General features: G+C 74.4%; 26 protein-coding genes and 3 pseudogenes. 10 read left to right on the top strand and 19 right to left on the bottom strand.

Annotated elements, in window-relative coordinates:
* Positions 1–29: 29 nt before the first annotated feature.
* The 4 genes and pseudogenes from MUU72_RS03930 to MUU72_RS03915 form a co-directional block, all read right to left on the bottom strand.
* Positions 30–170, bottom strand: a complete 141-nt coding sequence (locus tag MUU72_RS03930; RefSeq protein WP_248011868.1) for a hypothetical protein — start codon at positions 168–170, stop codon at positions 30–32.
* A 13-nt stretch (positions 171–183) separates the two neighbouring features.
* A pseudogene (locus tag MUU72_RS03925) lies at positions 184–261 on the bottom strand (FAD-dependent monooxygenase); the annotation flags it as partial.
* A gap of 118 nt (positions 262–379) precedes the next feature.
* Positions 380–709: a chaplin gene (locus tag MUU72_RS03920; RefSeq protein WP_248011687.1), complete on the bottom strand. Its 330-nt coding sequence runs from the start codon at positions 707–709 to the stop codon at positions 380–382.
* A 285-nt stretch (positions 710–994) separates the two neighbouring features.
* The gene (locus MUU72_RS03915) at positions 995–1537 is read right to left on the bottom strand and encodes a DUF488 domain-containing protein (protein ID WP_248011686.1); all 543 of its coding nucleotides are present in this window, start codon (positions 1535–1537) and stop codon (positions 995–997) included.
* 319 nt (positions 1538–1856) lie between these two features.
* Here MUU72_RS03915 and MUU72_RS03910 point away from each other — a divergent pair.
* Together MUU72_RS03910 and MUU72_RS35830 are read left to right on the top strand one after the other, a co-directional pair.
* Positions 1857–4512 (top strand): annotated as a pseudogene (locus MUU72_RS03910) (molybdopterin-dependent oxidoreductase); the annotation flags it as partial.
* A 13-nt stretch (positions 4513–4525) separates the two neighbouring features.
* Positions 4526–4621, top strand: a pseudogene (locus tag MUU72_RS35830) (respiratory nitrate reductase subunit gamma); the annotation flags it as partial.
* 21 nt (positions 4622–4642) lie between these two features.
* Here MUU72_RS35830 and MUU72_RS03905 read toward each other — a convergent pair.
* Together MUU72_RS03905 and MUU72_RS03900 are read right to left on the bottom strand one after the other, a co-directional pair.
* Positions 4643–5479, bottom strand: a complete 837-nt coding sequence (locus MUU72_RS03905; protein ID WP_248011685.1) for an alpha/beta fold hydrolase — start codon at positions 5477–5479, stop codon at positions 4643–4645.
* On the bottom strand, positions 5476–6069 hold the full coding sequence (locus MUU72_RS03900) for a TetR/AcrR family transcriptional regulator (RefSeq protein ID WP_248011684.1): 594 nt from the start codon (positions 6067–6069) through the stop codon (positions 5476–5478). Before MUU72_RS03900 ends, MUU72_RS03905 begins: the two co-directional genes overlap by 4 nt.
* 293 nt (positions 6070–6362) lie before the next feature.
* On the opposite strand from MUU72_RS03900, the gene MUU72_RS03895 reads away from it, so the two are divergent.
* A complete protein-coding gene (locus MUU72_RS03895) occupies positions 6363–7577 on the top strand; it encodes a beta-ketoacyl-[acyl-carrier-protein] synthase family protein (RefSeq protein WP_248011683.1) in 1215 nt (404 codons plus the stop codon).
* Between the two features lie 90 nt (positions 7578–7667).
* On the opposite strand, the gene MUU72_RS03890 is transcribed toward MUU72_RS03895, so the two are convergent.
* Positions 7668–8375 carry a B3/B4 domain-containing protein gene (locus MUU72_RS03890; protein WP_248011682.1) on the bottom strand — a complete coding sequence of 236 codons (708 nt, stop codon included), beginning with the start codon at positions 8373–8375 and terminating at the stop codon, positions 7668–7670.
* A gap of 62 nt (positions 8376–8437) precedes the next feature.
* The gene (locus MUU72_RS03885) at positions 8438–9274 is read right to left on the bottom strand and encodes an EamA family transporter (protein WP_248011681.1); all 837 of its coding nucleotides are present in this window, start codon (positions 9272–9274) and stop codon (positions 8438–8440) included.
* A gap of 114 nt (positions 9275–9388) precedes the next feature.
* Between MUU72_RS03885 and MUU72_RS03880 the strand changes: the two genes are divergently transcribed.
* Positions 9389–9973 carry a helix-turn-helix domain-containing protein gene (locus MUU72_RS03880; protein ID WP_248011680.1) on the top strand — a complete coding sequence of 195 codons (585 nt, stop codon included), beginning with the start codon at positions 9389–9391 and terminating at the stop codon, positions 9971–9973.
* Between the two features lie 34 nt (positions 9974–10007).
* Here the strand turns inward: MUU72_RS03880 and MUU72_RS03875 are convergent, their stop codons facing one another.
* Together MUU72_RS03875 and MUU72_RS03870 are read right to left on the bottom strand one after the other, a co-directional pair.
* The gene (locus tag MUU72_RS03875; RefSeq protein ID WP_248011679.1) at positions 10008–10751 is read right to left on the bottom strand and encodes an SDR family NAD(P)-dependent oxidoreductase; all 744 of its coding nucleotides are present in this window, start codon (positions 10749–10751) and stop codon (positions 10008–10010) included.
* A 212-nt stretch (positions 10752–10963) separates the two neighbouring features.
* Complete coding sequence (locus MUU72_RS03870; RefSeq protein WP_248011678.1) at positions 10964–11521, bottom strand: GlcG/HbpS family heme-binding protein; 558 nt, start codon at positions 11519–11521, stop codon at positions 10964–10966.
* A gap of 196 nt (positions 11522–11717) precedes the next feature.
* On the opposite strand from MUU72_RS03870, the gene MUU72_RS03865 reads away from it, so the two are divergent.
* From MUU72_RS03865 to MUU72_RS03855, 3 genes are all read left to right on the top strand, one after another.
* Positions 11718–13088 carry a sensor histidine kinase gene (locus tag MUU72_RS03865; protein ID WP_248011677.1) on the top strand — a complete coding sequence of 457 codons (1371 nt, stop codon included), beginning with the start codon at positions 11718–11720 and terminating at the stop codon, positions 13086–13088.
* Positions 13089–13093: 5 nt separating this feature from the next.
* Positions 13094–13753: a response regulator gene (locus MUU72_RS03860; protein ID WP_248011676.1), complete on the top strand. Its 660-nt coding sequence runs from the start codon at positions 13094–13096 to the stop codon at positions 13751–13753.
* Between the two features lie 138 nt (positions 13754–13891).
* Positions 13892–14281, top strand: a complete 390-nt coding sequence (locus tag MUU72_RS03855; RefSeq protein WP_248011675.1) for a tautomerase family protein — start codon at positions 13892–13894, stop codon at positions 14279–14281.
* Between the two features lie 191 nt (positions 14282–14472).
* Here MUU72_RS03855 and argG read toward each other — a convergent pair whose 3' ends face one another.
* The 4 genes from argG to MUU72_RS03835 form a co-directional block, all read right to left on the bottom strand.
* Entirely contained in the window at positions 14473–15921 is a 1449-nt protein-coding gene (gene argG / locus MUU72_RS03850) for an argininosuccinate synthase (protein WP_248011674.1), read from the bottom strand.
* Between the two features lie 132 nt (positions 15922–16053).
* Positions 16054–16563 (bottom strand): nucleoside deaminase, encoded by a 510-nt coding sequence (locus MUU72_RS03845; RefSeq protein WP_248011853.1) that lies wholly within the window; start codon positions 16561–16563, stop codon positions 16054–16056.
* Positions 16564–16601: 38 nt separating this feature from the next.
* A complete protein-coding gene (cynS, locus tag MUU72_RS03840; protein ID WP_248011673.1) occupies positions 16602–17084 on the bottom strand; it encodes a cyanase in 483 nt (160 codons plus the stop codon).
* Positions 17085–17133: 49 nt separating this feature from the next.
* Positions 17134–17736 (bottom strand): carbonic anhydrase, encoded by a 603-nt coding sequence (locus MUU72_RS03835; protein ID WP_248011672.1) that lies wholly within the window; start codon positions 17734–17736, stop codon positions 17134–17136.
* Between the two features lie 150 nt (positions 17737–17886).
* Here MUU72_RS03835 and cynR point away from each other — a divergent pair, with 150 nt between their 5' ends.
* On the top strand, positions 17887–18789 hold the full coding sequence (gene cynR, locus MUU72_RS03830; RefSeq protein ID WP_248011671.1) for a transcriptional regulator CynR: 903 nt from the start codon (positions 17887–17889) through the stop codon (positions 18787–18789).
* 30 nt (positions 18790–18819) lie between these two features.
* Here the strand turns inward: cynR and MUU72_RS03825 are convergent, their stop codons facing one another.
* Positions 18820–20115 (bottom strand): alpha/beta hydrolase family protein, encoded by a 1296-nt coding sequence (locus MUU72_RS03825; protein WP_248011670.1) that lies wholly within the window; start codon positions 20113–20115, stop codon positions 18820–18822.
* A 56-nt stretch (positions 20116–20171) separates the two neighbouring features.
* Between MUU72_RS03825 and MUU72_RS03820 the strand changes: the two genes are divergently transcribed.
* Together MUU72_RS03820 and MUU72_RS03815 are read left to right on the top strand one after the other, a co-directional pair.
* On the top strand, positions 20172–20717 hold the full coding sequence (locus MUU72_RS03820; RefSeq protein ID WP_248011669.1) for a helix-turn-helix domain-containing protein: 546 nt from the start codon (positions 20172–20174) through the stop codon (positions 20715–20717).
* A 178-nt stretch (positions 20718–20895) separates the two neighbouring features.
* Entirely contained in the window at positions 20896–21324 is a 429-nt protein-coding gene (locus tag MUU72_RS03815) for an SRPBCC family protein (protein ID WP_248011668.1), read from the top strand.
* Here the strand turns inward: MUU72_RS03815 and MUU72_RS35170 are convergent, their stop codons facing one another.
* The 4 genes from MUU72_RS35170 to MUU72_RS03795 form a co-directional block, all read right to left on the bottom strand.
* Positions 21325–21597, bottom strand: a complete 273-nt coding sequence (locus MUU72_RS35170) for an NUDIX hydrolase (protein ID WP_282503615.1) — start codon at positions 21595–21597, stop codon at positions 21325–21327.
* Positions 21598–21692: 95 nt separating this feature from the next.
* Positions 21693–22505 (bottom strand): ABC transporter permease, encoded by an 813-nt coding sequence (locus tag MUU72_RS03805; protein ID WP_248011667.1) that lies wholly within the window; start codon positions 22503–22505, stop codon positions 21693–21695.
* Between the two features lie 23 nt (positions 22506–22528).
* On the bottom strand, positions 22529–23377 hold the full coding sequence (locus MUU72_RS03800) for an ABC transporter permease (RefSeq protein ID WP_248011666.1): 849 nt from the start codon (positions 23375–23377) through the stop codon (positions 22529–22531).
* A gap of 13 nt (positions 23378–23390) precedes the next feature.
* Positions 23391–24569: an ABC transporter substrate-binding protein gene (locus MUU72_RS03795; RefSeq protein ID WP_248011665.1), complete on the bottom strand. Its 1179-nt coding sequence runs from the start codon at positions 24567–24569 to the stop codon at positions 23391–23393.
* Between the last annotated feature and the right edge of the window lie 63 nt (positions 24570–24632).

The following is a 24632-nucleotide window of genomic DNA, read 5'->3' as shown; positions in this document are numbered from 1 at the left end:
CGGCGCGCCCCTGCCACCGGGCCCGGCCGTCAGACCACCGGCAGCCCCACGTAGTTCTCCGCCAGTGAGGCCGCGGCGGCCCGCGAGGCCACCAGGTAGCGCAGGTGCGACAGGCGCAGCCGGCGGCCGAAGGCCGCCTCGCCCGGGGCGGGGTGCAGCAGGGTGGTCATGGACGGCGGAGTCGATGCCGTGCCGGTGCAGGAGGTGGGCGAGCAGCAGCCCGGCCGGTCCGGCTCCGATGACGGCAACACTGGTACGCATGGCGGTACTCCTTCGGGGCGGCACCGCCGCGCACAAAGGGCCCCGCCCCGTTCCTGCCCGAGGTGACGGACGCAGGAACGGGGCGGGGCCGGTGTGATGGTGCCGCGCCGTCAGGCGCTCAGCGGCGGCCGCCCTTGTGGTGGTGGCCCTTGTGGTGATGGTGGTGGTGGTGCGTGTGGTGGTGGCGCACGATCACGTGCCGCTCGAAGTGGGCGTTGGCGCAGGTGTTCCCGAAGGCCGGGTTCAGCAGCCCGATGATGTCGATGGTGTTGCCACACACATTGAGCGGAACGTGCACCGGGATCTGGATGACGTTGCCCGACAGCACGCCGGGCGACCCGACGGCGCCACCGCCCGCACCGCTGTCGGCGAAAGCGGCCGAACTTCCACCCAGAGCGGTCCCGGCCGCCAGAGCAGCCATAGCGGTAATCCGTGTGATCCGTGACATTCCGAACCTTTCGATCAATCCAAGCGACCCAACGCCGCTCTCTGCTCTTCCCTTCGGCATACGCACCGTCACCATGAGGGCAATGGCCCGCAATTCCCTCTTTCGCGTCGCTCCGGACACCGCCGACCGGACGCAGGTTGACGCTCCGGGCCCGCCGCCCCGGGCCGGTGGCGGCGCCGGGCCCGTGCCATGACCAGGGATGCCGTCCTTACCGCCGTCCGGCGCAGCGGCTCCGCGCTCCCCGGGGGCCGGCTAAACCTGCGCCGGGCGCCGCCGCCCCGGCGGTCAGCGCGCGGTTGACGCGTGGCAGGAGGGACAGCGGGCCGCGCCCTCGGGCGTCACCGGCCGGCCGCAGGCGGAGCACACCGCGCCGAGCCAGCAGGCCGCGTCACCGCCCTCGGCCGGGCGGCCGGCCGCCCGGCCGGTGAGCAGGCACCGCGTCAGGACCCGGGCGTGGCTGAGGTGGAGCGGTGCGACGGCGGTCCGGAGCACCACCGGGCCCTGGCCCGCCAGCGCCCGCAGCCGGCTCAGCCCGGCGGCCCGGACCGCGTCCCGCAGCTCCTGCTCGTAGCGCCGGGCGAACGCCTCGTACCGGTCCTCGCGCGTGCCGTACCAGCGCCACAGTGCGGCCGACGGGGCGACCGCGGCGAGCCAGACGTCCGGTGCCGCGCTCTTCGGCAGGCGGCCGAGCGGCAGGCGCCGGTCGACCAGGACCCGCGTACCGGGCCAGGGGCGCGCGACCGCGTAGACCGATTCCGTCCACACCCGGAGCGCGGTCTCCCCCGCGGCCCGGGCCCCGCCCTCGGACAGTTCCTCACCGCTCATCATGCGAGCTCCTCGCGACAGGGCGGTCGTCCCGGCCCGCGCCGGGACACCCCCCGCAGCCAAGCATTGCACAGCGCAAACTCCGCCATCGGCCCCAAGTGCATGCCGTTGGCAAATATTGCGAAGCGCAAGAAAAACTCCGTATAACTCTCCTCAACTCTGCGGGGATGACGCCCCGATGAGGGCGCCACGTCGTGAAGCTGGTCCGCGAGCGGAACACGACCGGTCCGGTGCGGGGGACTTGGGTGGCCGGTGCCGCCCGCGTGCCGTGAAAGGAGCGACGGTGGTGGTACGACGCGGTGCCCGCAAGGAAGCCGAGCGCATGGCGGCGCTGGCCGCCGAGCAGTTGCTGAAGGTGGGGACGACGCTGCGGCGGACCCCCGCCGGCCCGGACCTCCGGGCCGTCTACCGGCCCGATCAGCGCGTCAACGACGCGCCGTACCGCGAGCGATGGGCGCACGACCGGGTCGTGCGGTCCACGCACGGGGTGAACTGCACCGGCCCGTGCTCGTGGAAGGTGTACGTCAAGGACGGCGTGATCACCTGGGAGACCCAGGAGACGGACTACCCCTCGGTGGGCCCGGACCGGCCCGAGTACGAGCCGCGCGGGTGCCCCCGGGCGCCTCGTTCCCCTGGTACACGTACTCGCCGACCCGGGTGCGCCACCCGCACGTCCGCGGGGTGCTCCTGGAGCTGTACCGCGAGGCGCGGGAGCGGCTGGGCGATCCGGTGGCGGCCTGGGCCGAGGTCACCGGCGACCCGGAGAAGCGGCGCCGGTACCAGGCGGCGCGCGGCAAGGGCGGTCTGGTGCGGATCGGCTGGGACGAGGCGCTGGAGATCGCCGCCGCCGCGCACGTGCACACCATCGGGGCGTACGGCCCGGACCGGGTCGCCGGGTTCTCCCCGATCCCCGCCATGTCGATGGCCTCGCACGCGGTGGGGGCGCGCTTCATGGCGCTGATCGGCGCGCCGATGATCTCCTTCTACGACTGGTACGCGGACCTGCCCATCGCCTCACCGCAGGTCTTCGGCGACCAGACCGACGTCCCCGAGTCCGGGGACTGGTGGGACGCGGCCTATCTGATGCTGTGGGGCTCCAACGTGCCGGTGCCCCGCACACCGGACGCCCACTGGATGGCCGAGGCCCGCTACCGGGGCCAGAAGGTGGTGGTGGTCTCCCCCGACTACGCGGACGCGACCAAGTTCGCCGACGTGTGGCTGCATCCGCACCCCGGTACCGACGGGGCGCTGGCGATGGCCATGGGGCACGTGATCCTCACCGAGTGCTTCGTGCGGCGGCAGGTGCCGTACTTCACCGAGTACGTCCGGCAGTTCACCGACCTGCCGTTCCTGGTCGAACTGGAGCAGGGCGCGGACGGGCTGACGCCGGGGAAGTTCCTGACCGCGGCCGACCTGGGACTGGACGCCGACGCGGGGGCGGCCGCGCGCTGGAAGCCGGTGCTGGTGGACGCGGTGTCCGGCCGGCCGGTCGTCCCCAACGGCACACTCGGGGACCGCTGGTCCAAGGGCGGCATCGGCCGCCAACTGGCCGCGGGTGCTCACCGTGTGGCGGGCCCATCTGACCGGCTCCTCGGCCAAGGGCAACGAGTTCTTCCTGCGCCACCTGCTGGGGGCGAGCGACAACGCGCGGGTGCGCCGGCTGGCCGACCGGTGCGGTACCGCCCCGTCCGGCCCCGCCCGCGGCCGTCCGCTGCTGGACACCGACGTCAAACTGTGCGAGGCGATCCTCGCGCTGTCCAGGACGACCAACGGGCGGCTGGCGGCCGAGGGCTTCGAGCAGCTCGCCGAGCGGTGCGGTCCGGGCAGCGGCTTCGCCGGGCTGGCCGAGGCGGTCCGGGAGCGCCGGGTGGTGTTCTCCGACACCCAGGCCCGGCCGGTCCAGGTCGGCAGCAGCTTCGAGTGGTCCGGCAAGGAGGCCCCGGACCGGCGCTACGCCCCGTTCACCCTCAACACCGAGCACCGCAAGCCCTGGCACACCCTGACCGGGCGTCAGCACTGCTACCTCGACCACGACTGGATGGTCGAGCTGGGCGAGCAACTACCGGTATACCGGACCGCCGTTGAGCCCGGAATTCCTCGGCGGGCCCGGGGACCCGGGGGCGGGAGCGGCCCCGGGCGGGGGCGGCGCGCGCTCGGTGGCCGTCCGCTACCTCACCCCGCACTCCAAGTGGTCGATCCACTCCGCGTACCAGGAGAACCTGCTGATGCAGACGCCGGCCCGCGGCGGGCCGGTCATCTGGATGAGCGTGGCCGACGCCGAGGCCATCGGCGCGGCGGACAACGACTGGGGTGCGGCGGTCAACCCCAACGGCGTGGTCACCGCCCGGGCCGTGGTCTCGCACCGGATGCCGCCGGGCACGGTGTTCATGTTCGAGCACTGCCTGAACCCGACCTGCGTCGCGGTCTGCCCCTCCGGCGCCCTCTACAAGCGCATCGAGGACGGCATCGTCCTGGTCGGCCAGGGCCGCTGCCGCGGCTGGCGGATGTGCGTCAGCGGCTGCCCGTACAAGAAGGTGTACTTCAACCACACCACCGGCAAGGCCGAGAAGTGCACCCCGTGCTGCCCGCGCATCGAGGCGGGCGAGCCCACCGTGTGCTCGGAGACCTGCGTCGGCCGGCTGCGCTACCTCGGCGTCATGCTCTACGACGCCGACCGGGCCGGCGAGGCCGCGGCCGTGCCCGACGAGAAGGACCTCTACGAGGCCCAGCTCGACAGCTTCCTCGACCCGCACGACCCCGACGTCGCACGCGCCGCCGAGGAGTCGGGCATCCCGCACGACTGGAGCACCGCCGCCCGCCGCTCCCCCGTCCGCGACCTGATCACCCGCTACCGGGTCGCGCTGCCGCTGCACCCGGAGTACCGCACCCTCCCGATGGTCTGGTACGTGCCGCCGCTCTCCCCCGTCGTGGCCGCGCTGACCCGCAGCGGCCACGACGGCGAGGACCCGGCCGGCCTCCGCCCTCCGGCCGTTCAGCCGCCTCGTGCACACCTTCGCCGCCCCCGTCGGCTACCTCTTCCGCCCCTACCTCGTCTACCGCTCCCGGGCCCGCGGCGCGGGGGCCTGACGCGGGGCGTGATGATGCTCCTCAGGCGCGGAGGACCGCGGCGAGGCGGGCGGCGAACGCGGCGGGGTGCGTGGTGGTCCCGGTGTGCCCGCCGGGGAAGTGCACCAGCTCCGTACCGAGGCGCTCGGCCAGGAACGCGGCCGGGCGGGAGGGCAGTTCACCCCGCGAGTCCTGGCCGCAGGCGAGCACCAGCCGGTCCGCGAGCGCGGCCAGCCGGTCCGTGTCCGGGGTGTAGGACATGAAGGCCGGCACGATGCGCCCGACGAAGTACGGCAGGCCGGCCATCGTCTGCTCGGCCCGCGCCGCGGCCTGCGGCGGGAGCCTCAGCTCCGGCTCCGGCGCGGCGGCCGCCCCGTCCCCGCGCAGCCCGGCGGCGAACACGGCCATCGCCGGCCACACCCCCTCGGTGCGGAACACCTCCCGCACCCGCGCGAGCAGCGCGCGGTGCCGGTCGGCGTCCGGCAGCACCTCCACCACCGGCGGCTCGTGGGCCACGACCCGGGTCAGGCGCTCGGGGTGGGCGGTGAGCAGGTGGAGGGCGGCGACGGCGCCCGAGCTGCTGCCGAACACCCGGGCGGGCTCGCCCGGCGACAGCGCCTCCAGCAGCCGGAACGCGTCATCGGCGTGCTCGGCCACGCGCTGCTCGGCCCCGGGGTCGTCGAGGGTGCTGCGCGCCATGCCGCGCGGGTCGTAGGTCGCCACGGTGTACTCGGCGGCGAGGTCGCCGACCAGGCCGTCGAAGGCGGCGGCGCCGCCCGTGCCGCCGGGTATCAGCAGGAGCAGCGGTCCCCGGCCGCGCACGTCGTAGTGCAGGGTCGCGCCGGGTACCCGCAGGCTGCCGGTGGTCGGGGTGGTCATGCGGAGTCTCCTTCTCGGGTGGTGGGCCAGTGCTCCAGGAGGGTGTGCAGGGCGTCGAGGGCGCGCCGCCAGGACCGCTGCGGCGCGCGCTCGTGCGCGAACCCGCCCGCGGCCTCCAGGGCGACGAACCCGTGGAACGTGCTGCGCAGCAGCCGGACCGCGTCGGTCAGGTCGGGCTCGGCCAGTCCGTAACCGCGCAGCAGGCCGTAGGTCAGCTGCACCGCGCGCCGCGGCCCGGGGGCCCGGGCGGCCAGTTCGGGGTCGATCCGGATCCGGACCTGCGTCGCGGCGTAGCGGCCGGGGTGTGCGTGGGCGTACTCCCGCCAGGCGTCCGCGTAGGCGACCAATGCGTCCTTGCCCGCCCGCCCGGCCATCGCCTCGGCGATGCGGAGGGTCTTCTCGTCCGCCGCCAGCAGCGCGATCCGGCCCCGCAGGTCTTCCAGTCCGCGGACGTGCGTGTAGAGGCTGGCGTCCTTCACGCCCAGCCGCCGCGCGACCTGCGCCATGGTCACCTGGTCGAGCCCGGTCTCGTCGGCCAGCTCGGCCGCCGCCACCGTCACCCGCTCCGCCGTCAACCCGGCCCGTGCCATGCGCCCTCCCTGGATCCTGGCCTCTGCCTAGGGCCCCTAGTTTCACCCTAGGGGCCCTAGGAAAGCAACAGGGAATCCCGCAGCAGGCCGGGGCCGAGGCGCATTCCAGCGCGCCTGACCCGCCGTCACGTTATGGACTTCCCACAATCCGGCGGCGCCGGATCGGTGGACGGCAACCCTGATACGCCAGATGATCGCTGGCATGATCCAGGAAGATCAAGAAATTCCTTGTGTGGACCCCACAGCACGGCGTCCCACGGGGATGCGGGCCTCAAGTGTGTGGAGGAGACGGGATGGCACAGAACGGTGCGGTGCTGGTGACCGGCGCCGGGGCGATGACCCCGCTCGGCGCTGACGCGGCGTCAACGTGGGCGGGCCTGCTGGCGGGCGACTCCGGGGTGCGCGCCCTGGACGCGGAGTGGGCCGACGGGCTGCCGGTGCACGTCGCGGCCGCGCTGGCCGGGGATCCGGCCGCCGGCCTGCCCCGGACCGAGGCGCGCAAACTGGACCGGGTCGAGCAGATCGCACTGACCGCCTCCCGCGAGGCGTGGCGGGACGCCGGGGCCCCGGAGGTGGACCCCGTGCGGTTCGCCGTCGTCATCGGGACCGGAACGGGCGGGATCCTCACCACGCTCGGGCAGGACGACATATTCGAGGCGTCCGGGCCCCGGCGGCTCTCGCCGTTCGCGGTCCCCATGCTGATGGCCAACGGGCCGGCCGCCTGGGTGAGCATGGACCTGGGGGCCAAGGGCGGCGCCCGCACCCCGGTGAGCGCGTGCGCCTCGGGCGCCGAGGCGCTGGCGATGGGCCTGGACCTGCTCCGCGCCGGACGCGTGGACGTGGTGGTGGCCGGCGGGGTCGAGGCGAGCCTGCACCCCTTCACCCTGGCCGCGTTCGCCCAGATGAAGGCCCTCTCGCCGCGGTCGGCGGATCCCGGGGCGGTGTCCCGGCCCTTCGATGTGGACCGCAGCGGCTTCGTGATGGGCGAGGGCGGCTGCGTACTGGTGCTGGAGCGCGCCGAGTTCGCCCGGGCCCGCGGCGCCCGGACGTACGGTGCCCTGGCCGGGGCCGGGATCAGCTCCAGCGCCGACCACATCACCGCCTCCGACGTCGACGGCCAGGTCCGCGCGATCGGCGCCGCGCTGCGGGACGCCGGGCTGGGCCCGCGCGACATCGGCCACGTCCACGCCCACGCCACGTCCACCGCATCGGGAGACCTGGCCGAGGCGCAGGCCATCGCGCGGGCGGTCGGCGACCACGCCCCGGTCACCGCGACCAAGTCCATGACCGGCCACATGCTCGGCGCCTCGGGGGCGGTCGGTGCGCTGGCCGCGCTGCTGGCCCTCCGGGACGGCGTGGTGCCGGCCGTGCGCAACCTGGAGAAGCTGGACCCCGGGATCGACCTGGACGTCGTACAAGGCGCGAACCGCACCGGCCGGTGGCGGGCCGCCCTGGCCAACTCGTTCGGTTTCGGCGGCCACAACGTCAGCCTGGTGTTCACCGGGTGAGCCGGCGGAACCCGTATGCCGGGGCCGGGGGGCGGCCGGCCGCGCGTACGGGTTCCGCGCCTCCCCGGTCAGCGGCGGGCGTGCGGGGCGTCAGGCACCGGCGTGCGGCTGGGCGGGGCTGAGGTAGTGCACCGCGGTCCGTTCGGCGTGCGGCACGAGCAGGCCCTCCAGTTCATCGGCGGCGGCCTTGAGGAGGTCGGCGTCGCGGGGGGCGTCGACGGTCTCCAGGAGGAACGCCACCCGGGTGGAGTCCTCGGTGACGCGGGTGCGGTGGGCGTCGCGGTGGTTCCAGTGGCGGGTCAGCACACCGCTGGAGTCGGCGTAGACGACCTCGCCGGCCTTGGGCTGCTCGACGGTGCCGGGCTCACCGAGCGGGGTGAACTCCTCGCCGTCCCCGGCGTGGCGGATCTCCACGTCGCCGGTGACCCGGTCGAGGTCGAAGGCGCCGGCCGGCAGGCCGTGGCGGACGGAGACGGCGTTGTAGGAGTCGACGGCCGGGTTGATGCGCGGCAGCGTGCCCTTCTTGGCCATCCGGCGGCCGAGGGCGTCGACGCTGGGGCGGATGCGGCGCGGGTTGGTGCCGAAGGCGCGGTAGGCGGTGTGCCACGCCGCGATGCGCGGGTCGTTCTCGTCGGCGGGCTGCCAGCTGCCCTCGGCGAGCCGCCGCTCCAGGTCCGCCAGGGCGTCGGCGGTGTCGGGCCAGGCTTCGCGGCCGCGCAGGCCGGTGGCGGTGACCAGGGCGATGAGGGCGTCGGGGAAGGCGTCAGCGACAGCGGGGGCGAGACGGAAGGTGGTCATGGACGGTACTCCGCTTTCTGCGTCGGGGCGGGGGTGAAAGGCGGGGAGCCCGCGGCGGGGGCTCAGCCGAGGGCGAGGAGGCCGACCGCGACGGCGGCGCTGCCCAGGCCGAGGAGCTGGCCGCGGTGGACGCGCTCGGCGAGCACACAGCGGGCGAGCAGTACGGTCCCGGCCGGGTAGAGGGCGGTGATCACGGCGACCACGGCGAGGTCGCCGCCGCGGGCGGCCAGCAGGAACAGCAGGTTCGCCACCGAGTCCAGCACCCCGGCGGCGGCCGACATCGCGTAGGCGGGCTTCTCGCTGCCGAGCCTGCGGTACAGCAGCCCGGCCGCGGCCAGGGTGACGGCCGAGGAGACCGCCCGGCCGGTGATCAGCGGCGCCACTCCGCTGTCGGCGGGCGCCTGGTGCAGGAAGATCAGCTGGAGCGCGATGGCCGCACCGGCGCCCAGCGCCAGCAGCAGCGCGGTCCGCGACGGGCGCGCCGCCCCGGCGCCGTGTCCGGCGCTGATGAGCACCACCGCGACCAGCGCCAGCGGCAGTCCCACCAGCCCGGCCGTGCTCAGGTGCTCGCCCTGGGCCAGCCCCACGCCGACCGGCAGCATGGCGGACACCAGCGCGGTGACCGGCGAGAGCACGTTCATCGGGCCGATCGCCAGGGTGCGGTAGAGCAGGGCGAACGCGGCGGCCGAGGCGACGCCGGAAGCGGCGCCCCACACCACGGCGCCCTGGCTGAACGACGCCCCGAGGAAGGGCCACAGCAGGAGTTCGACCGCGAGCGAGGCCGGAGCGGCGATCAGCACGGTGCGCAGGACATGGGCCTTGCGGGCGCCGAGGCCGCCGAAGAAGTCGGCGCACCCGTAGGCGAGGGAGCTGCCCAGGGCCAGCAGCAGAGCGATCACGGTACATCCCTTAACATCGATGGAACGACCGAACGGTACAGCGGACCGACCGGGCCGTGTCAACCAAACGACCGCGCGGTGCCCGGCAGGAGCCCGGCACGAGGAGGGGATCGGATGACCGAGACCGAGGCCGCCCTGCGGACGCTCGCCCACAACGTCCGGGCGGCCCGCACCCGCGCGGGCCTGTCGCTCGACGAGCTCGGCCGGCGCGCCCAGATCAGCAAGGGCGCCCTGGTGGCACTGGAGAAGGCCCAGGGCAATCCGAACTTCGCCACTCTGGTCCGGCTGGCCGACACCCTCGGCGTCTCGGTGTCCGCCCTCACCGAGGGCAAGGCCGAAGCGCGCGTCCGGGTGGTGTCCGCCGACGCGCTGCCGCCGCTGTGGACCGGCCCGCGGGGCGGTGCGGCCCGGTTGATGCTGACGACCCCCGGGCCGGCCCCGGTCGAGGTCTGGCGCTGGGAGCTGGAACCGGACGAGGAGTACCCCAGCCACCCCCACCGGACCGGGGTGGTGGAGACCGTCAGCGTCACGTCCGGCCGGATGACGCTGGTCGTCGACGGCACCGAGCACGGCGTCGAGGCCGGGCAGACCGCGGTCTTCGACGGCGACGCCGCGCACACGTACCGCGGCTCGGGCACCGGGACCTGCCACCTGATCATGACCGTCCACCTCCCGCCCGGCGGCGCGGGCCCGGCCTGAGGCAACCCGCCGCGCCCGCTGCGGGGCGCCCGGCTCAGCGCAGGTACGACGCGCCGTTGACGTCCAGGACGGCGCCCGAGGACCACACCGCCTCCGGGGAGGCCAGGTACGCCACCGCGGCGGCGATCTCCTCGGGGGCGGCGACCCGGCCGAACGGGCTCTGCCGCCGGACCTCGTCCCCGATCCGGTCGGCGACCCGTTCGGTGTCCACGAAGCCGGGGGCGACCGAGGCGACGGCGATCCCGTAGGGCGCGAGCGCCACCGCGAGCGACTGGCCCAGGGCGTGCACCGCGGCCTTCGTCGCCCCGTAGGCGGGGTGGTCCGGCTCGCCCTTGTAGGCGCCGCGGGAACCGACGTTGACGATCCGCCCCGCGATCCCGTTGTCGATCATGTTGCGGGCCGCGCAGTAGCTGACGTGGGCGGTGCCCAGCAGATTCACGTCCACGATGCGCCGCCAGGCGTCCTGCCAGTCCTCGAACGAGGTGGTGGCCGGGGGGTGCGCGGTGTTGGTCCCCGCGTTGTTGACCAGGACGTCGAGCGGGCCGAACGCCTCGACGGCCGACGCGACCACCGCGGCCGCGCCCTCCGGGGTGCCCAGGTCGCCCTGGATCACGCAATGGCCGCTGCCCGGAAGGGAGTTGAGGGCCTCCTCGGCGGCCTCACGGCGGGTCCCGCAGTGCAGGGCGACGCGGTCGCCGGCGGCGGCGAAGGCGGTGGCGACGGCGCGGCCGATGCCGCGCGCGGCGCCGGTCACCAGGACGGCGCGGTTCCGCTTCATGGGCAACCTCCAGCAGTCGGCGGCCCGGCGGCCGCGGGGCCGTGACGATCGTGCCGGCCCAGCCTCGCACGCCGGGCGGCGGCGCCGACGGCCGGGGTGCGGGCGGCGGACGGCCTGGTGCGGGCGGGGCCGGCGGCCCGTGGCAGGCGGCCGGAAGCCGCGACGGGCGGCCCCCCTGTCCCGGCAGGAAGGCCGCCCGGTGGGCCGGACGGTCAGCCGTTGAGGGCCGCGACACCGGCCTGGGCGAACTGCTCGTCCAGGTCGCCGCTGGGCGCACCCGCGACGCCGATGCCCGCGATCGGGGCGCCCTCGGCCTGGACGGGGGCGCCGCCCGCGAGGAACAGCGTGCCCGGGATGTCCTTCAGGGTGGGCGCCTGCTCCAGGCGCTTGGTCAGTGCGGAGGTCGGCGCGTTCCAGGACACCGCGGTGAACGCCTTGGCCTCGGCCGCCCGGTACGACTGCGGGCCGGCGCCGTCGCCGCGCAGGGTGACGACGGTGTTGCCGTTGCGGTCGACCACGGCCACCGACACGTGCTGGTCGGCCTTCTGCGCGGCGGCGAGCGCGGCCTGCGCCGCCTTGGCCGCCGCGGCGATCGAGAGGTGGTCGGTGGCGACGGTGCCGGTGGCCGCGGTGCGGCTCGCCGGGGCGCCGGCGGCCCGGACGCCGGTGTCGGGGGCGGCCACCGCGATGGCGCCGGCGGCGCTCACCCCGACGGCGGCCAGCACGGCCGCGCCGGTGAGGATCCGGGTACGCCTGGACGGCATCTGCATGGGTCTGCTCCTGTTCGTCGGGCCGGGGCCGGCGGGCCCCGGCGCCGCGGCGGCCGGCCGCGGCCCCTTCATCGTCGGCGGCGGCCGGGAGGCCGCCGGTCGTCGGAGCGGATGCCGTCGCGGAGCATGATGGAGGACGTCGATGTCGACCGATCGGATGACGGACGCGGTCCGGAAACCGGGTTACGAATCAAGGATGGACGTGCACCACCTGAGCCGCGGCTCCGCGAAGACCCCACCCGGCGGGTGCGGGCCGGCCCCCGGGGCGTCCGGCGTGCCCGGGCCGCGGACCGCCGGGCCGGGGCCGGGGACCGCCGACACGGCCGCGTCCGGCCGCCGCCTGGAGGTGGTCATCTCGGCCTCCTTCGTGCTGCTGCTGATCGCCGCCATGGCTCGTTTCCTCACCCGCCACCCCGGCGCCCCCACCACCTGGTGGGTGATCGCGCTGACCACCGCCCTGGCCGTGGCGTACGCGGCGCGGCCCGCGGCCGGCGGGAACGTGCCGGTGCGCTGGCAGCGGGTCTGGTTCGGGGCGTTCATCGCCGGCTGGGTGGCGCTGGTGCTCCAGGCACCGAGCTTCGCCTGGAGCGCGGTCGCCCTCCTCTACACCGCGCTGCAACTGCTGCCGGAGCGGGCGGCGCTGGCGCTGAGCGCGGTGCTGGCCGTCCTGGTCGTGGTCGCCCAGGTGCGCATCGACGGCCCCGACCCGCTGCTGATCGTGGTGCCGCCGGTGGTCGCCGGTCTCGCCGCGACGGTCTTCGTGCACATGCGGCGGCAGTCCGTGCGGCAGCGCACGCTCATCGAGGACCTGGTCCGGACCCGGCGGGGCCTGGCGTCCAGCGAGCGGCGGGCCGGGGTGCTGGCCGAGCGCGAACGGCTGTCGCGGGAGATCCACGACACCCTCGCCCAGGCCCTGTCCAGCCAGCGGATGCTGCTCCAGGCCGCCGAACGGCTCTGGGACGAGGATCCGGCGGCGGCCCGCGGGCACATGGCCACCGCGTCGGACATCGCCGAGCGCAACCTCGTCGAGGCGCGGCGGTTCGTCCACGACCTGGCGCCCGCCGACCTGGCCGCCGGCGGTGGGCTGCCCGACGCGCTGCGGGCCCTCGCCCGCCGCGAGACCGCTGCCGGGGCGGCCGCCGGCGAAACCACCGGTGGGACCACCGGCGGCTCGCCGGCCACCGGCCCGGCCGTGACCTTCCGGACCGACGGCGAACCCGTCCCGCTGCCGCCGGCCGTCGCGGCGGCCCTGCTGCGGGTGGCCCAGGGCGCCGTCGCCAACGTCCGCGAACACGCCCGCGCCACCGACGCCGTCCTCACCCTCAGCTATCTCGACGAGGACGTGGTCCTCGACATCGCCGACAACGGCCGCGGCTTCACCCCGCCGCACGGCACCGCGTCCGCGGCCCTCCCCCGCCGCGGCCACGGCCTGCGCGCCATGGAGGCCCGGATGCGGCAGCTGGACGGCACCCTGACCGTCGAATCCCACCCCGGGGAGGGCACGGTCGTCTCGGCGGCGGTGCCGCTCCGCCCGAACGCCCCGGCCGCCGGCCGGGACGAGGAGTGAGCCCGATGCCCCCCGCCCCGCGCTCCCCCGAGGCACCCGGCCGCCGGGTGCGCCTGCTGCTGTGCGACGACCACGCCGTGGTCCGGGCCGGCCTGCTGGCCCTGCTCTCCGCCGAACCCGGTATCGACGTCGTGGGCGAGGCGGCCACCGGCGAGGAAGCCCTGGCCGTGGCCGCCAAGGAGCGGCCCGACGTGGTGCTGATGGACCTCAGCCTGGGCCCGGGCATGGACGGTATCGAGGCCACCCGCCGCCTGGTCGCCGAGGTCCCGGGCACCCGCGTACTCGTCCTCACCACCTACGACACCGATGCCGACGTCACCCGCGCCGTCCACGTCGGCGCCACCGGCTATCTGCTCAAGGCCGAACGGCCCGAGGAACTGTTCGCCGCGATCCGCGCGGCCGCCGAGGGCCGGGCGGTGCTGTCCGCCCCCGCGGCCGGCCGGGTGATGGCCCGCGTCCGCACCCCGCACGCCGCGCTCACCGACCGCCAGCTGGACATCCTCCGCCAGCTCGCCCGCGGCCTGGGCAACCGCGAGATCGCCCGGGCCCTCTTCATCAGCGAGGCCACCGTCAAGACGCACCTGGTCCGGATCTACGGCAAGCTCGGCGTCGACACCCGCGCCGGCGCCGTGGCCGCCGCCAAGGAACAGCGCCTGATCCCCTGACCCCGCCCACCCACAGCGGACCACTCCCACCCGTGAGCCCGTCTGTACCTACTAGTATGTACGATCACTACCGGGCGGAAGCACCAGCCGGACGCGACGGACCGCCTCGACAGACCGCACCCCTCCGGGAGGACCGCCATGCCCTTCGTCCGTATCGACGCGCTGCGGGCCGACGGCGCGCGGCTGGACGCACTCAGCCGCGCCGTGCACGACGCCCTGACCGAGACGATCGGGATCCCGCCGGAGGACCGCTTCCACGTCCTGGTCGGCCACGACGGGGTCAACAGCACCCTGCGGCACGGGAATTACCTCGGCATCGACCGCGACGACGGCATCGTCTACATCGCCATCACCCTGCGCGCGGGCCGCACGCCCGACCGGAAGCGGGCGCTCTACCGGCGGATCGCCGAACTGGCCGAGGAGTACGCGGGGACCGAGCCGCGCAATGTCTTCGTCACCCTGACCGAGAACGCGTCGGTCGACTGGTCGCTGGGCAACGGCGCCGCCCAGTACGCCCTCCCGGACTGACCGCGCCGGGGCCGCCGCGCCTCTGCGGCCCCCGCGGTGCCGTGCCGGGGGCACCCCGCCGCGCAGGGCCGGACGCCCCCGGCACGGCACCGCGCGGCGGGCCCCGGCGGAACCGGATTCCGCCGGGGCCCGCCGCGCGCGAGGCGTAGCACCGGTACCCACGGCCGGTGGCCGGGGTGGCCCGTGCCGGATCAGTCCGTGCCGGACTCCATCGCGGCGCGGTCCAGCATGGTCTCCTCGGACGGGGCTGCACCGCGCGAGGCGATCGCCTGGGCGCCGCCCTTGTCCATGGCGCCGATCAGACCGGTCGAGGCCGCCTGGGCGGCGCCGATCAGCGTCGGGTGGCCGGTGCCGACCATGCCCAGGCCCGCGTACTGCTCCAGCCGCGCCCGGGAGTCGGCGATGTCGAGGTTGCGCATGGTGAGCTGGCCGATCCGGTCCACCGGGCCGAACGCCGAGTCCTCGGTGCGCTCCATGGAGAGCTTGTCCGGGTGGTAGCTGAGCGCCGGGCCCCGGGTGTCGAGGACGGAGTAGTCCTCGCCGCGCCGCAGCCGGAGGGTGACCTCGCCGGTGATCGCGGCGCCGACCCAGCGCTGGAGCGACTCGCGGACCATCATCGCCTGCGGGTCCAGCCAGCGGCCCTCGTAGAGCAGCCGGCCGAGCCGGCGGCCCTCGTTGTGGTACGCGGCCACGGTGTCCTCGTTGTGGATCGCGTTGACCAGCCGCTCGTAGACGGCGTGCAGCAGGGCCATGCCGGGCGCCTCGTAGATGCCGCGGCTCTTGGCCTCGATCACGCGGTTCTCGATCTGGTCGGACATGCCCAGACCGTGCCGGCCGCCGATCTCGTTGGCCTCCATGACCAGGTCGACCGCCGAGGCGAACTCCTTGCCGTTGATGGTGACCGGGCGGCCCTGGTCGAAGCCGACCGTCACGTCCTCCGGGGCGATCTCCACCGCCGGGTCCCAGAACCGGACGCCCATGATCGGGTCGACGGTCTCGATGCCGGTGTCGAGGTGCTCCAGGGTCTTGGCCTCGTGGGTGGCGCCCCAGATGTTGGCGTCCGTGGAGTACGCCTTCTCCGTGGAGTCCCGGTACGGCAGCCCGTGGGCGAGCAGCCACTCCGACATCTCCTTGCGGCCGCCCAGCTCGGCGACGAAGTCGGCGTCCAGCCAGGGCTTGTAGATCCGCAGGTGCGGGTTGGCGAGGAGGCCGTAGCGGTAGAACCGCTCGATGTCGTTGCCCTTGAACGTGGAGCCGTCGCCCCAGATCTGCACGCCGTCCTCCAGCATGGCCCGCACCAGCAGGGTGCCGGTCACGGCGCGGCCCAGCGGGGTGGTGTTGAAGTAGGGGCGGCCGCCGGACTTGATGTGGAACGCGCCGCAGGCGAGCGCCGCCAGCCCTTCCTCGACCAGCGCGGCACGGCAGTCGACGAGCCGGGTGATCTCGGCGCCGTAGGCGGAGGCACGGCCGGGCACGGAGTCGATGTCGGGCTCGTCGTACTGGCCGATGTTGGCGGTGTACGTGCACGGGATGGCGCCCTTGTCGCGCATCCAGGCAACGGCGACCGAGGTGTCGAGACCACCGGAGAAGGCGATGCCGACGCGCTCGCCGGCGGGGAGGGAGGTGAGGACCTTGGACATAGCAAGACTATGCATCATCACGCATGACCATGCAAGTGCGGATCCGTCCGGACCGCGCCGCGGCGTCCGCGGCCGCCCTTCCCGGCGGCCGCGGACGCGTCCGGGCGGCCCGGCCGGACGGATCGGCGGCGGTCAGCCTTGGTCGTCCGGCGACGGGTTGCCGGGCTGGTGGCGGTCGCCGCCGTTGTGCTCCTGCCAGGCGCGGTAGACGTCGACGGCCGCGTCGCGCGGTTCGTACCGCATCGGGAGGCGGCGCTCGTCCCAGTCCCTGGCGAACTCGTCGTAGAACGTGCTCAGCTCGAAGTACTTGCGGTCGTCCACGTAGTGCGGCTCGTAGGCGTCCCGGGTGGTGAGGAAGACCACCTCGTCCGGGGAGCAGTAGTAGAGGGCGCCCAGGCACATCGGGCAGGGGTGGGCGAGCACGTAGATCGTGGTGCCGGTCAGGTGCTCGGTGCCCAGCGCGGTGCAGGCCGCGCGGATGGCGAGGACCTCGGCGTGGGCGGTGGGGTCGTTGGTCTGGGCGACCTTGTTGGGGCTCTCGGCCAGGATCTCGCCGTCCTTGACGATGACGGTCGCGAACGGGCGGCCGCCCTCGGCGACGTTGCGGCGGGCGAGGTCGATGGTGCGCTGTGCGAAGTCCACGGGGCTCATGGGGCTCCTTCGACGGGTGGGGGGCGGGGTCAGAAGGGCTTGGTGGGGAGGTACTTGCCGTCCAGGGTGATGACGGCGCGTTCACCGCCCTCGGGGTCGGCGACCTTGCGCACGTCCAGCTTGAAGTTGATCGCGCTGATGATGCCGTCGCCGAACTGCTCGTGGATCAGCGCCTTGAGGGTGGTGCCGTACACCTGAAGCATCTCGTAGAAGCGGTAGATCGTCGGGTCGGTGGGGACGCCGCCGGGGATCGAGCCGCGGGTGGGGATGGTCTGGAGCAGCAGCGCGGCGTCCGCGTCCAGGCCCAGCAGGTCGGCGACGGCCCGGGCGGACTCCGCCGGGAGGGCGTGCTGGCCGAGGACGGCGGCGGTGACGAACGCGGGCGACAGGCCGGCGGCGTCGGCCAGCTGCTGCCAGGTGAGGTTCTTGCGCGTCTTGGCCTCGACCGCGGCGTTGGCGAGGGCCTGGCGGGCGGCGGGGGCGAACTGGGCGTGCGGGGTGGGCTGGGTCATGGCGGGATCCTTCCGGGATCGGTGGAGGTCTGCGGATCGAAGGGGGCCGTCAGGCGGCGGGGGCGGCGACGGCACCGGTGCCGACGTCGTCCACGGCGCCGGTGGCGATGTCGTACACCCAGCCGTGCAGGCCGAGGGTGCCCGCCGCCAGGGCCTTGGCGACCGCCGGGTGGGTGGCGAGGTTGGCCAGCTGGGCGCGGACGTTGTGCCGGATCAGGGCCGGCAGGTCCACGGCGTCCGACCCGGCAGCGGCGCGGGCCGCGGCGGCGTCCGCGTGGTGCAGCCAGCGGGCGAGCACCGGCACGGCGGCCAGGTCCTGCGCCTCGGCGAGGGCGGTCATCGCACCGCACGCGGAGTGCCCGCACACCACGATGTCGGTGACGCCGAGGACCGCGACGGCGTACTCGATGCTCGCCACCACACCGTCGCCGGAGGCGCGGTGGTAGGCGGGGACGAGGTTGCCGGCGGTGCGGACGACGAAGAGTTCGCCCGGCTCGCAGCCGGTGAGCAGTTCCGGGACGACGCGGGCGTCGGAGCAGCCGAGGAACAGCGTGTGCGGGCGGTGGTGGGTGGCCAGGCGGCCGAAGAGGTCCGCCTTGGCCGGGTGGACGTCCCGCTGGTAGCGGGCGACGCCGGTGGCGAGGTCAGGCATGGGAACTCCGCATGGGCACTCCTTGAGCGGTCCGGCCGGCCCGGGTGGTCCGGCGCAATCCACTGTGCACGACCTGCCGTTATAGAGTCCAAGAGCTGGTGGAGATGCCTGCTATAGATCTCATCTATAGGTGTTCCTATAGTGGGCGGTATGGCCCCTGAACTACGACATCTGCGGTATCTGCTCGCGGTCGCCGAGCACGGCAGCTTCACCCGCGCCGCCGAGGAGCTGCACATCTCCCAGCCGACGCTCTCCCAGCAGGTCAGGCAGTTGGAACGGGCCGTGGGGGCGCAGCTGCTGGACCGCACCGGGCGGAGCATGCGGCTGACCGACGCCGGCACGGCGTACGCCGAGCACGCCCGGCGCGCGCTGCGCGACCTGGCCGCGGCCGAACGGGCCGTCCATGACGTGCAGGACCTGTCCCGGGGTCATCTGCGGCTCGGGCTGACCCCGACGTTCACCGCCTACCTGGTGGGCCCGCTGACCGCCGTGCTGCACGACCGGTACCCGGGCGTGACGCTGGCCGTGCGGGAGATGCCGCAGGACCGGATCGAGACCTGCCTGCTGGACGACGAGCTGGACCTGGGCATCGCGTTCGCCGGGGCGCATCTGCCCGGGATCGAGGCGACCGCCCTGTTCACCGAGACCCTGAGCCTGGTCACCGCCGCTCCGGGGCCCGCGGCGGGCGGCCGGCCGCTGCCGGTGGACCGGCTCGCCGACCGCCGGCTGGCGCTGCTCAGCGCGGACTTCGCCACCCGGACGCATATCGACCGCTACTTCGCCGGGCACCGGGTCGCGCCGCGGATCGCGGTCGAGGCCAACTCCCTCCAGGCCCTCATCGAGATCGTCCGGCGCAGTGCGCTGTCCACCGTGCTGCCGGACGCCATCACGCACGACCACCCCCATCTGGCGCCCGTCCCGCTCGACCCGGCCCTGCCCACCCGCACGGTGGCGCTGCTGCGGCGGGCCGACGCCTACCGGAGCGCCGCGGCCCGGGCGTTCATCCGCCTGGCGCGCGAGCTGGTCCGCAGCCGGGGGTATCCGGCGGCCTGACGCGGCGGGCGGGAGCGGCGGCGGCCGGCATCAGCGGGGCAGGCAGGCCAGCCAGGTGGTGAGGTCGGTGAGGACGGCCGGATCGACATGGCCGGGGCGGGCGTACTCGGCGGGGGTGGACGGGCCGGCACCGGGGACGAAGAGGTGGTTGGCGGCGTCGTGGACGCGGACGGTGACGTCCGGGTGGCGGGCCAGGCCGGCCCGCCAGCGGGCGAGGTCGTCCGCGACGGTGACCTGGTAGTCGCGCGCGCCCTGGAGGAGCAGCAGCGGGGTGTCCACCAGGGCCGCCGCGGAGGCGACCGGGTCGTAGGCGCGCAGGTCCAGCCAGTAGGCGCCGGAGAGACCGAAGGGCAGGTCGACGGCCGGGGTGGCGGGGGTGAGGGCGGGGCTGTCGACCAGGGCGGCCTGCCGGGTGAGGGTGTCGAGGAGGGACCGGTCCGCGGCGGGGTCCAGCGCGGTGAGGTGGCGGGCGACGCGGACGGCGGCGTGGTGCATCGGCTGGGCGTCGCCGGCGAGGATCGCCAGCCCGGCCACGGACGGCTCGGCGGCGGCCACCCGCGGGGCGGCCTTGCCGCCCATGCTGTGGCCCGCCACCACGACCCGTGCGGGATCGACGGCCGGATGGGCTCGGAGCAGGCGGACGGCGGCGACGGCGTGCGGGACGTACTCGTCGGCCATGGTGAAGTGCGGCAGCGCGGCCACCTCGGCGGGGTGGGCATGGGTGACCTTGTCGAACCGCAGGACGGCCACGCCCGCCGAGGCCAGGCCCCAGGCGAGGTCCTTCAGCGGCTTGTGGGGGCCCGCGGTGGCGTCGCGGTCGAAGGGGCCGCCGCCGCTGAGCAGCACCACGCCAGGGTGCGGGCCGGGGGTCCGCGGCAGGCTGAGGGTGCCGGGGACGGCCAGCGGGCCGGAGCCGACGGTGCGGGGGTGTTCGGTGAAGCGCCCGGGGTCGGCGTAGGGCGGGGGCGTCCAGGCCGCGGCGTCCGGGGAGGCCAGCCGGAGGCCGTGCAGGAGCCCCGCGCCGTCGACCGATATGACCAGGGTGAACGCGCCGCGTTCGCAGGTGAGCGGGGTGCTGACCCGGACCAGGCCGCCCGCGGGGCGTTCGGCCACCGCCTGCCGGACCGCGGTGACGGGGCCGGTACCGGCCACCTGCGCGGCCCAGGCGGTCCGGACGGCGTCGGCGGAGACCAGCGCGCGCAGCGCCGGTGCGAACCGCTCCCCGATCGCCGCGAAGTCCCCCCGGCGCGCCTCCTCGGCCACGGACGCGGCGATGGCGGTGGCAGTGGCAGTGGCGGTGGCGGCAGCCCCTTCTTTCTCCTTCATTCCCCCTACCTTTCTCAAGTTTTGAGAAAGGTAGCACGCCGTGCGACCGTACGGGGATGGATCCCCTGGAGCTTCTGGCGCACCCCGTGCGGCTGCGCATCGTGCACGCCCTGCGCGGCGAACGGACCCTGACCGCCACGCAGTTGTGCGGGCTGGTCCGGGACGCCTCCAAGGCCACCGTCTACCGGCACCTCGACCTGCTCACCTCGGGCGGGGTCCTGGAGGTGGCCGAGGAGCGCCGGGTGCGCGGCGCGGTGGAACGCCGGTACCGGCTGCGCCAGGAGCGGGCGTCGATCAGCCGGGAGACCGCGGAGTCGCTGACCGCCGAGGACCACCGCCGGGCGTTCGCGGTGGCGATGGCCGCGCTGCTCGCCGAGTTCCACGCCTACCTCGACCAGGAGCACGCCGCCCCGGCGACGGATCCGGTCGGGTACCGGCAGCACGCGATCTGGCTGGACGACGAGGAACTGCGCTCCCTCCTCGGGGAGTTGCGGGCCGCCATCGCACCGCGCCTGGCGAACGAGGCGGCGCCCGGCCGGGCGCGCTACCTCCTCAGCCCCATCCTCTTCCCGGTCGCGGAGCCCCCCGCCGAGCCGGAGTGACCGGAGGGACGGGAGGGACGGGAGGGACGGGAGGGGCCGGGGTGGCCGCGGCGGGTCCGGCCCGGTAGCTCGGCTCCCCTTCTCCCGCCCCACCCGCCCCACCCGCCCCAGCCGCCGCACGAGCCGCCGGGCACCGCCTGACCGCGCCGCCCCGGGCGGGCCTGCCTACCCTGGACCCGTGACGGAGTTCCGGATCGAGCGCACGGCGCCCTGCTCCCCCGAGGCCGCCTGGCAGCGGCTGACGCAGTGGGAGGCGCACGCCGCGCACGTCCCGCTGACCACCATCGCGGTCACCACCCCGCCGCCGCCGGGCCCCGGCACGACCTTCGTGGCCCGCACCGGCCTCGGCCCCCTCGCCTTCGACGACGTGATGCGGGTCGTCCGCTGGGAACCGCCCACCCGGTGCCGGCTGGAGAAGCGGGGGCGCGCGGTGCGGGGCTGGGCCGAGATCGAGGTCGGCCCCCGGGCGGCCGGGGGCTGCCGGATCGTCTGGCGCGGCGAGGTCCACCCCCGCGGTCTGCCCCGCCCCCTGCATCCCCTGACGACCCGCCCGGCCGGACTCCTCTACGCACGCATCCTGCGGGGGCTGCTGGACGGGTGCGACTAGCTAGCTAGGACGTGTCCGGCCGATCGTGTGACTGCTTCGCTGTCGTGCCGTTGAGGTGGACATGGGGCGGCGAGAGGTGCCGGAGGGCGGGCCGCCGCGCTCGACGAGCAGGACGTGCAGCACCCCTGCGCACAAGGTCAGCGCGAGGATGTCGACGGTCACGGCGATGGCGGGGAACTCGCGCGGGTCGTAGGCCGCGAGGAAAGCGCGCTCATCGCCGCCGTCCGGGCCGTCGCCCGCGTTGCCCTGCCGGTCCGCGTTCACGACCGCCACCCCCTGGATCCATTCTCACCTTGAGTCCTTCCCGAAACGAGAACGACAGGGCACCGACGAGGAGCGGGCTCAACAGGCCGGCCTGGCGGGTGATTTCAGAGCCGTCCGCCCGCGGTGTTTGAAGAAAGGCGCTGGGCGACGTACACGGGGACGGTCGAGAGGGCGATCAGCAGTGCGGCCACCACGTCGACGACCGGGGCCTGGTTCGGGCGGGCCAGGTTCTCGTAGATCCAGATCGGCAGCGTCTTGGTGCCCGCACCGGCGGTGAACGTGGTCACCACGACCTCGTCGAAGGAGAGCGCGAAGGCCAGCAGCGCACCGGCGAACAGGGCGGGGCCGAGCGCCGGGAGGGTGACGTACCGCAGGGTCTGCCAGGGGCGGGCGCCCAGGTCTGCGGAGGCCTCGGCGAGCGAGGGCGCGATCCGGCGGAGCCGGGCGGCGACGTTGTTGAAGACGATGACGACGCAGAAGGTCGCATGCCCCACGACGACGGTGAACAGCCCGAAGCCGATGCCCAGCGGCTCAAGCACGGTGCGGAAGGCGGCGTTGAGGGCGATTCCGGTGACGATGCCGGGCAGCGCGATCGGCAGCACGATCAGGAACGAGACGGTCTGCCGGCCGAAGAAGCGGTGGCGGTGCACGGCGAAGGCCGCGAGGGAGCCGAGGACCAGGGCGATGGCGGTGGCGCCGAGTCCGGCCCGCAGCGAGGTCCACAGCGCCTCGCGGGCGCCCGGGCTGTGCAGCGCACGGCCCCACCACTCGCCGGTGAGCCCGCTGGGTGGCCAGGCGAACGAGCGGTCGGTGTTGAGGGAGTTGAGCAGCACCAGGAGCAGCGGGAGGTAGATCAGGGCGAGGCCGGTGGCCGTGATGCAGCCGAGGACGATCCGGGCGGTGCGGGACAGGTGCATCCGGCTGCCTCCTTCGGGACCGGTCAGAGCGAGTCGAGCGCGCCGGCCCGGCGGACGGCGGCGAGGTAGCAGACGACGAGGGCGACGGGTACGGCGGAGAGCGCCGCGGCGAGCGGGAGGTCGAGGGTGACCTGGGAGGCGATGACATTGCCCAGGAGTTGGGTGCGGCCGCCGACGATCTGCACCGTGAGGTAGTCGCCGAGGGAGAGCGAGAAGGTGAAGACCGAGCCCGCCAGCAGCGCCGGGCGGACCGCCGGTGCGACCACGGAGCGCAGGGTGCGGAGGGTGCCGGCGCCGAGGTCGGCGGAGGCCTCCAACTGGTGCGCCGGCAGCCGCTCCAGGGCCGCGTGGATCGGCAGGATCATGTACGGCAGCCACAGGTAGGCGAGCACGATCACCACCGCGGTGGCGCCGTAACCGGGACCGTGCAGGCCCAGTGGGGCGAGCGCCGCATTGACGATGCCGTGCTCACCGAGCATCACCCGCCAGGCGTACGCCTTGACGAGGTAGCCGGCCCACAGCGGGGTGAGCACGGCCACCAGCAGAGCGCGGCGCAGCCTGCCCCGCGCCACCCGCGCCATGAAGAAGGCCATGGGCAGCGCGAGCAGGGCGTCGAGGAGGGTGACGGCGACGGCGGTGCCCAGGGTGCGCAGGGCAACGGTGCGGTAGACGGGGGTGGTGAGGACGGACCGGAAGTTGTCGGTGGTCCAGGTGCGTACGACGTCCGAGGTGAAGGGGTCGGTGGTCCAGAAGGCGGAGAGCAGGAGGACGGCGAGGGAGCCGAGGTAGGCCAGGATCAGCCACAGCAGGGGCGGGGCGAGCAGCGCGGCGAGCCGGGCGCGCCCGCCCCGCTCGCGGCTCGTTGTGGACACCGGGCCCCCCTGCTCAGCCCTTGATCTCCGTCCAGGCCCGGGTCCAGTCCGCGTAGTCGGTGCACTTCACGCCCGTGCGGCCGTCGAGGCACTGCGGGACGGGGGTGGTCCAGAAGTGGACGCGGCGGTAGTAGCTCTCGTCGTCGGCGTGGTAGACGGCGCAGTGGTGCGGGTCGGCGGTCTCCCGGCAGGCTCTGGCGTTCGCCGGTGCCTCGCCGAAGTACTCGGCTACCTGGGCGTTCACCTTCGGCGAGATGATCCAGTCGAGCCACTGGTAGGCACAGTTGGGGTGCCGGGCCTTGGCGGAGACCATCCAGGTGTCGGACCAGCCGGTTGCGCCTTCCTTCGGGAGGACGGCCTTGACCGGGGCCTTCTCCGCTGCGGCGGTGTTCGCGATGACCTGCCAGGTGGTGCCGATGACGCTGTCACCGCCCTTGAAGGCCGTCACTTCCTTCTGGTAGTCGCTCCAGTACTCGCCGATGTACTGCCGCTGCTTCTTCAACAGGCTCACCGCTGCCGCGAGTTGCTCGGTGTCCAGGGCGTAGGGGTCCTTGATGCCGAGCGCGGGGCGGGTCCTCATCAGGTAGAGGGCGGCGTCGGCGATGTAGATCGGCGAGTCGTAGGCGGTGACCTTGCCCGAGTACTTCGGCGCGCCGTCGAAGACGGCCTGCCAGGAGTCGGGGGCCGGGGAGACCTTGTCGGTGCGGTACATCAGCAGATTGGCGCCGCGGCCGTGCGGGATGCCGTACATCTGCCCGTCCTTGGAGTTGAACGGGCGCATCTTCAGACCGGCGAAGACATCGCGGTAGTTGGGGACCAGACGGGTGTTGATCGGGGCCACGTCCTTGGCGGCGATCAGCCGCAGGGTGGCGTCACCGGAGGCGGAGACGGTGTCGTACTGGCCGGTCTTCATCAGCGAGACCATCTCGTCGGAGGTCCCGGCGATCTTGGTGTTGACCTTGCAGCCGGTCTGCTTCTCGAAGGGGTGCACCCAGTCGGCCTTCGGGTCGTTGGAACCGTCCTCGGCGTATCCGGCCCAGGCGATGATGTCGACCCGGCCCTCGCCCTTGCCGACGGACTTCTGCGGAGCGGCCCCCGCACCGCCGCCGTCCCCGCCGCCGGAGCCGCAGGCGACGGCCAGCAGCAGGATGCCGGCCGCCACGGACGCCTTCCATGGATTCGCGCTGCGCATGGTGTACTCCCCTGTCGCACACGGCTGTCGAGCCCCGCCAGTATCCGGAAGTGAACCCTCTGA

This window comes from Streptomyces rhizoryzae, from assembly GCF_023155275.1.
GTDB classification, from domain to species: Bacteria; Actinomycetota; Actinomycetes; order Streptomycetales; family Streptomycetaceae; genus Streptomyces; species Streptomyces rhizoryzae.
Note: the sequence above shows the minus strand (reverse complement) of the source record. Positions and strands in the feature narration are given on the sequence as shown.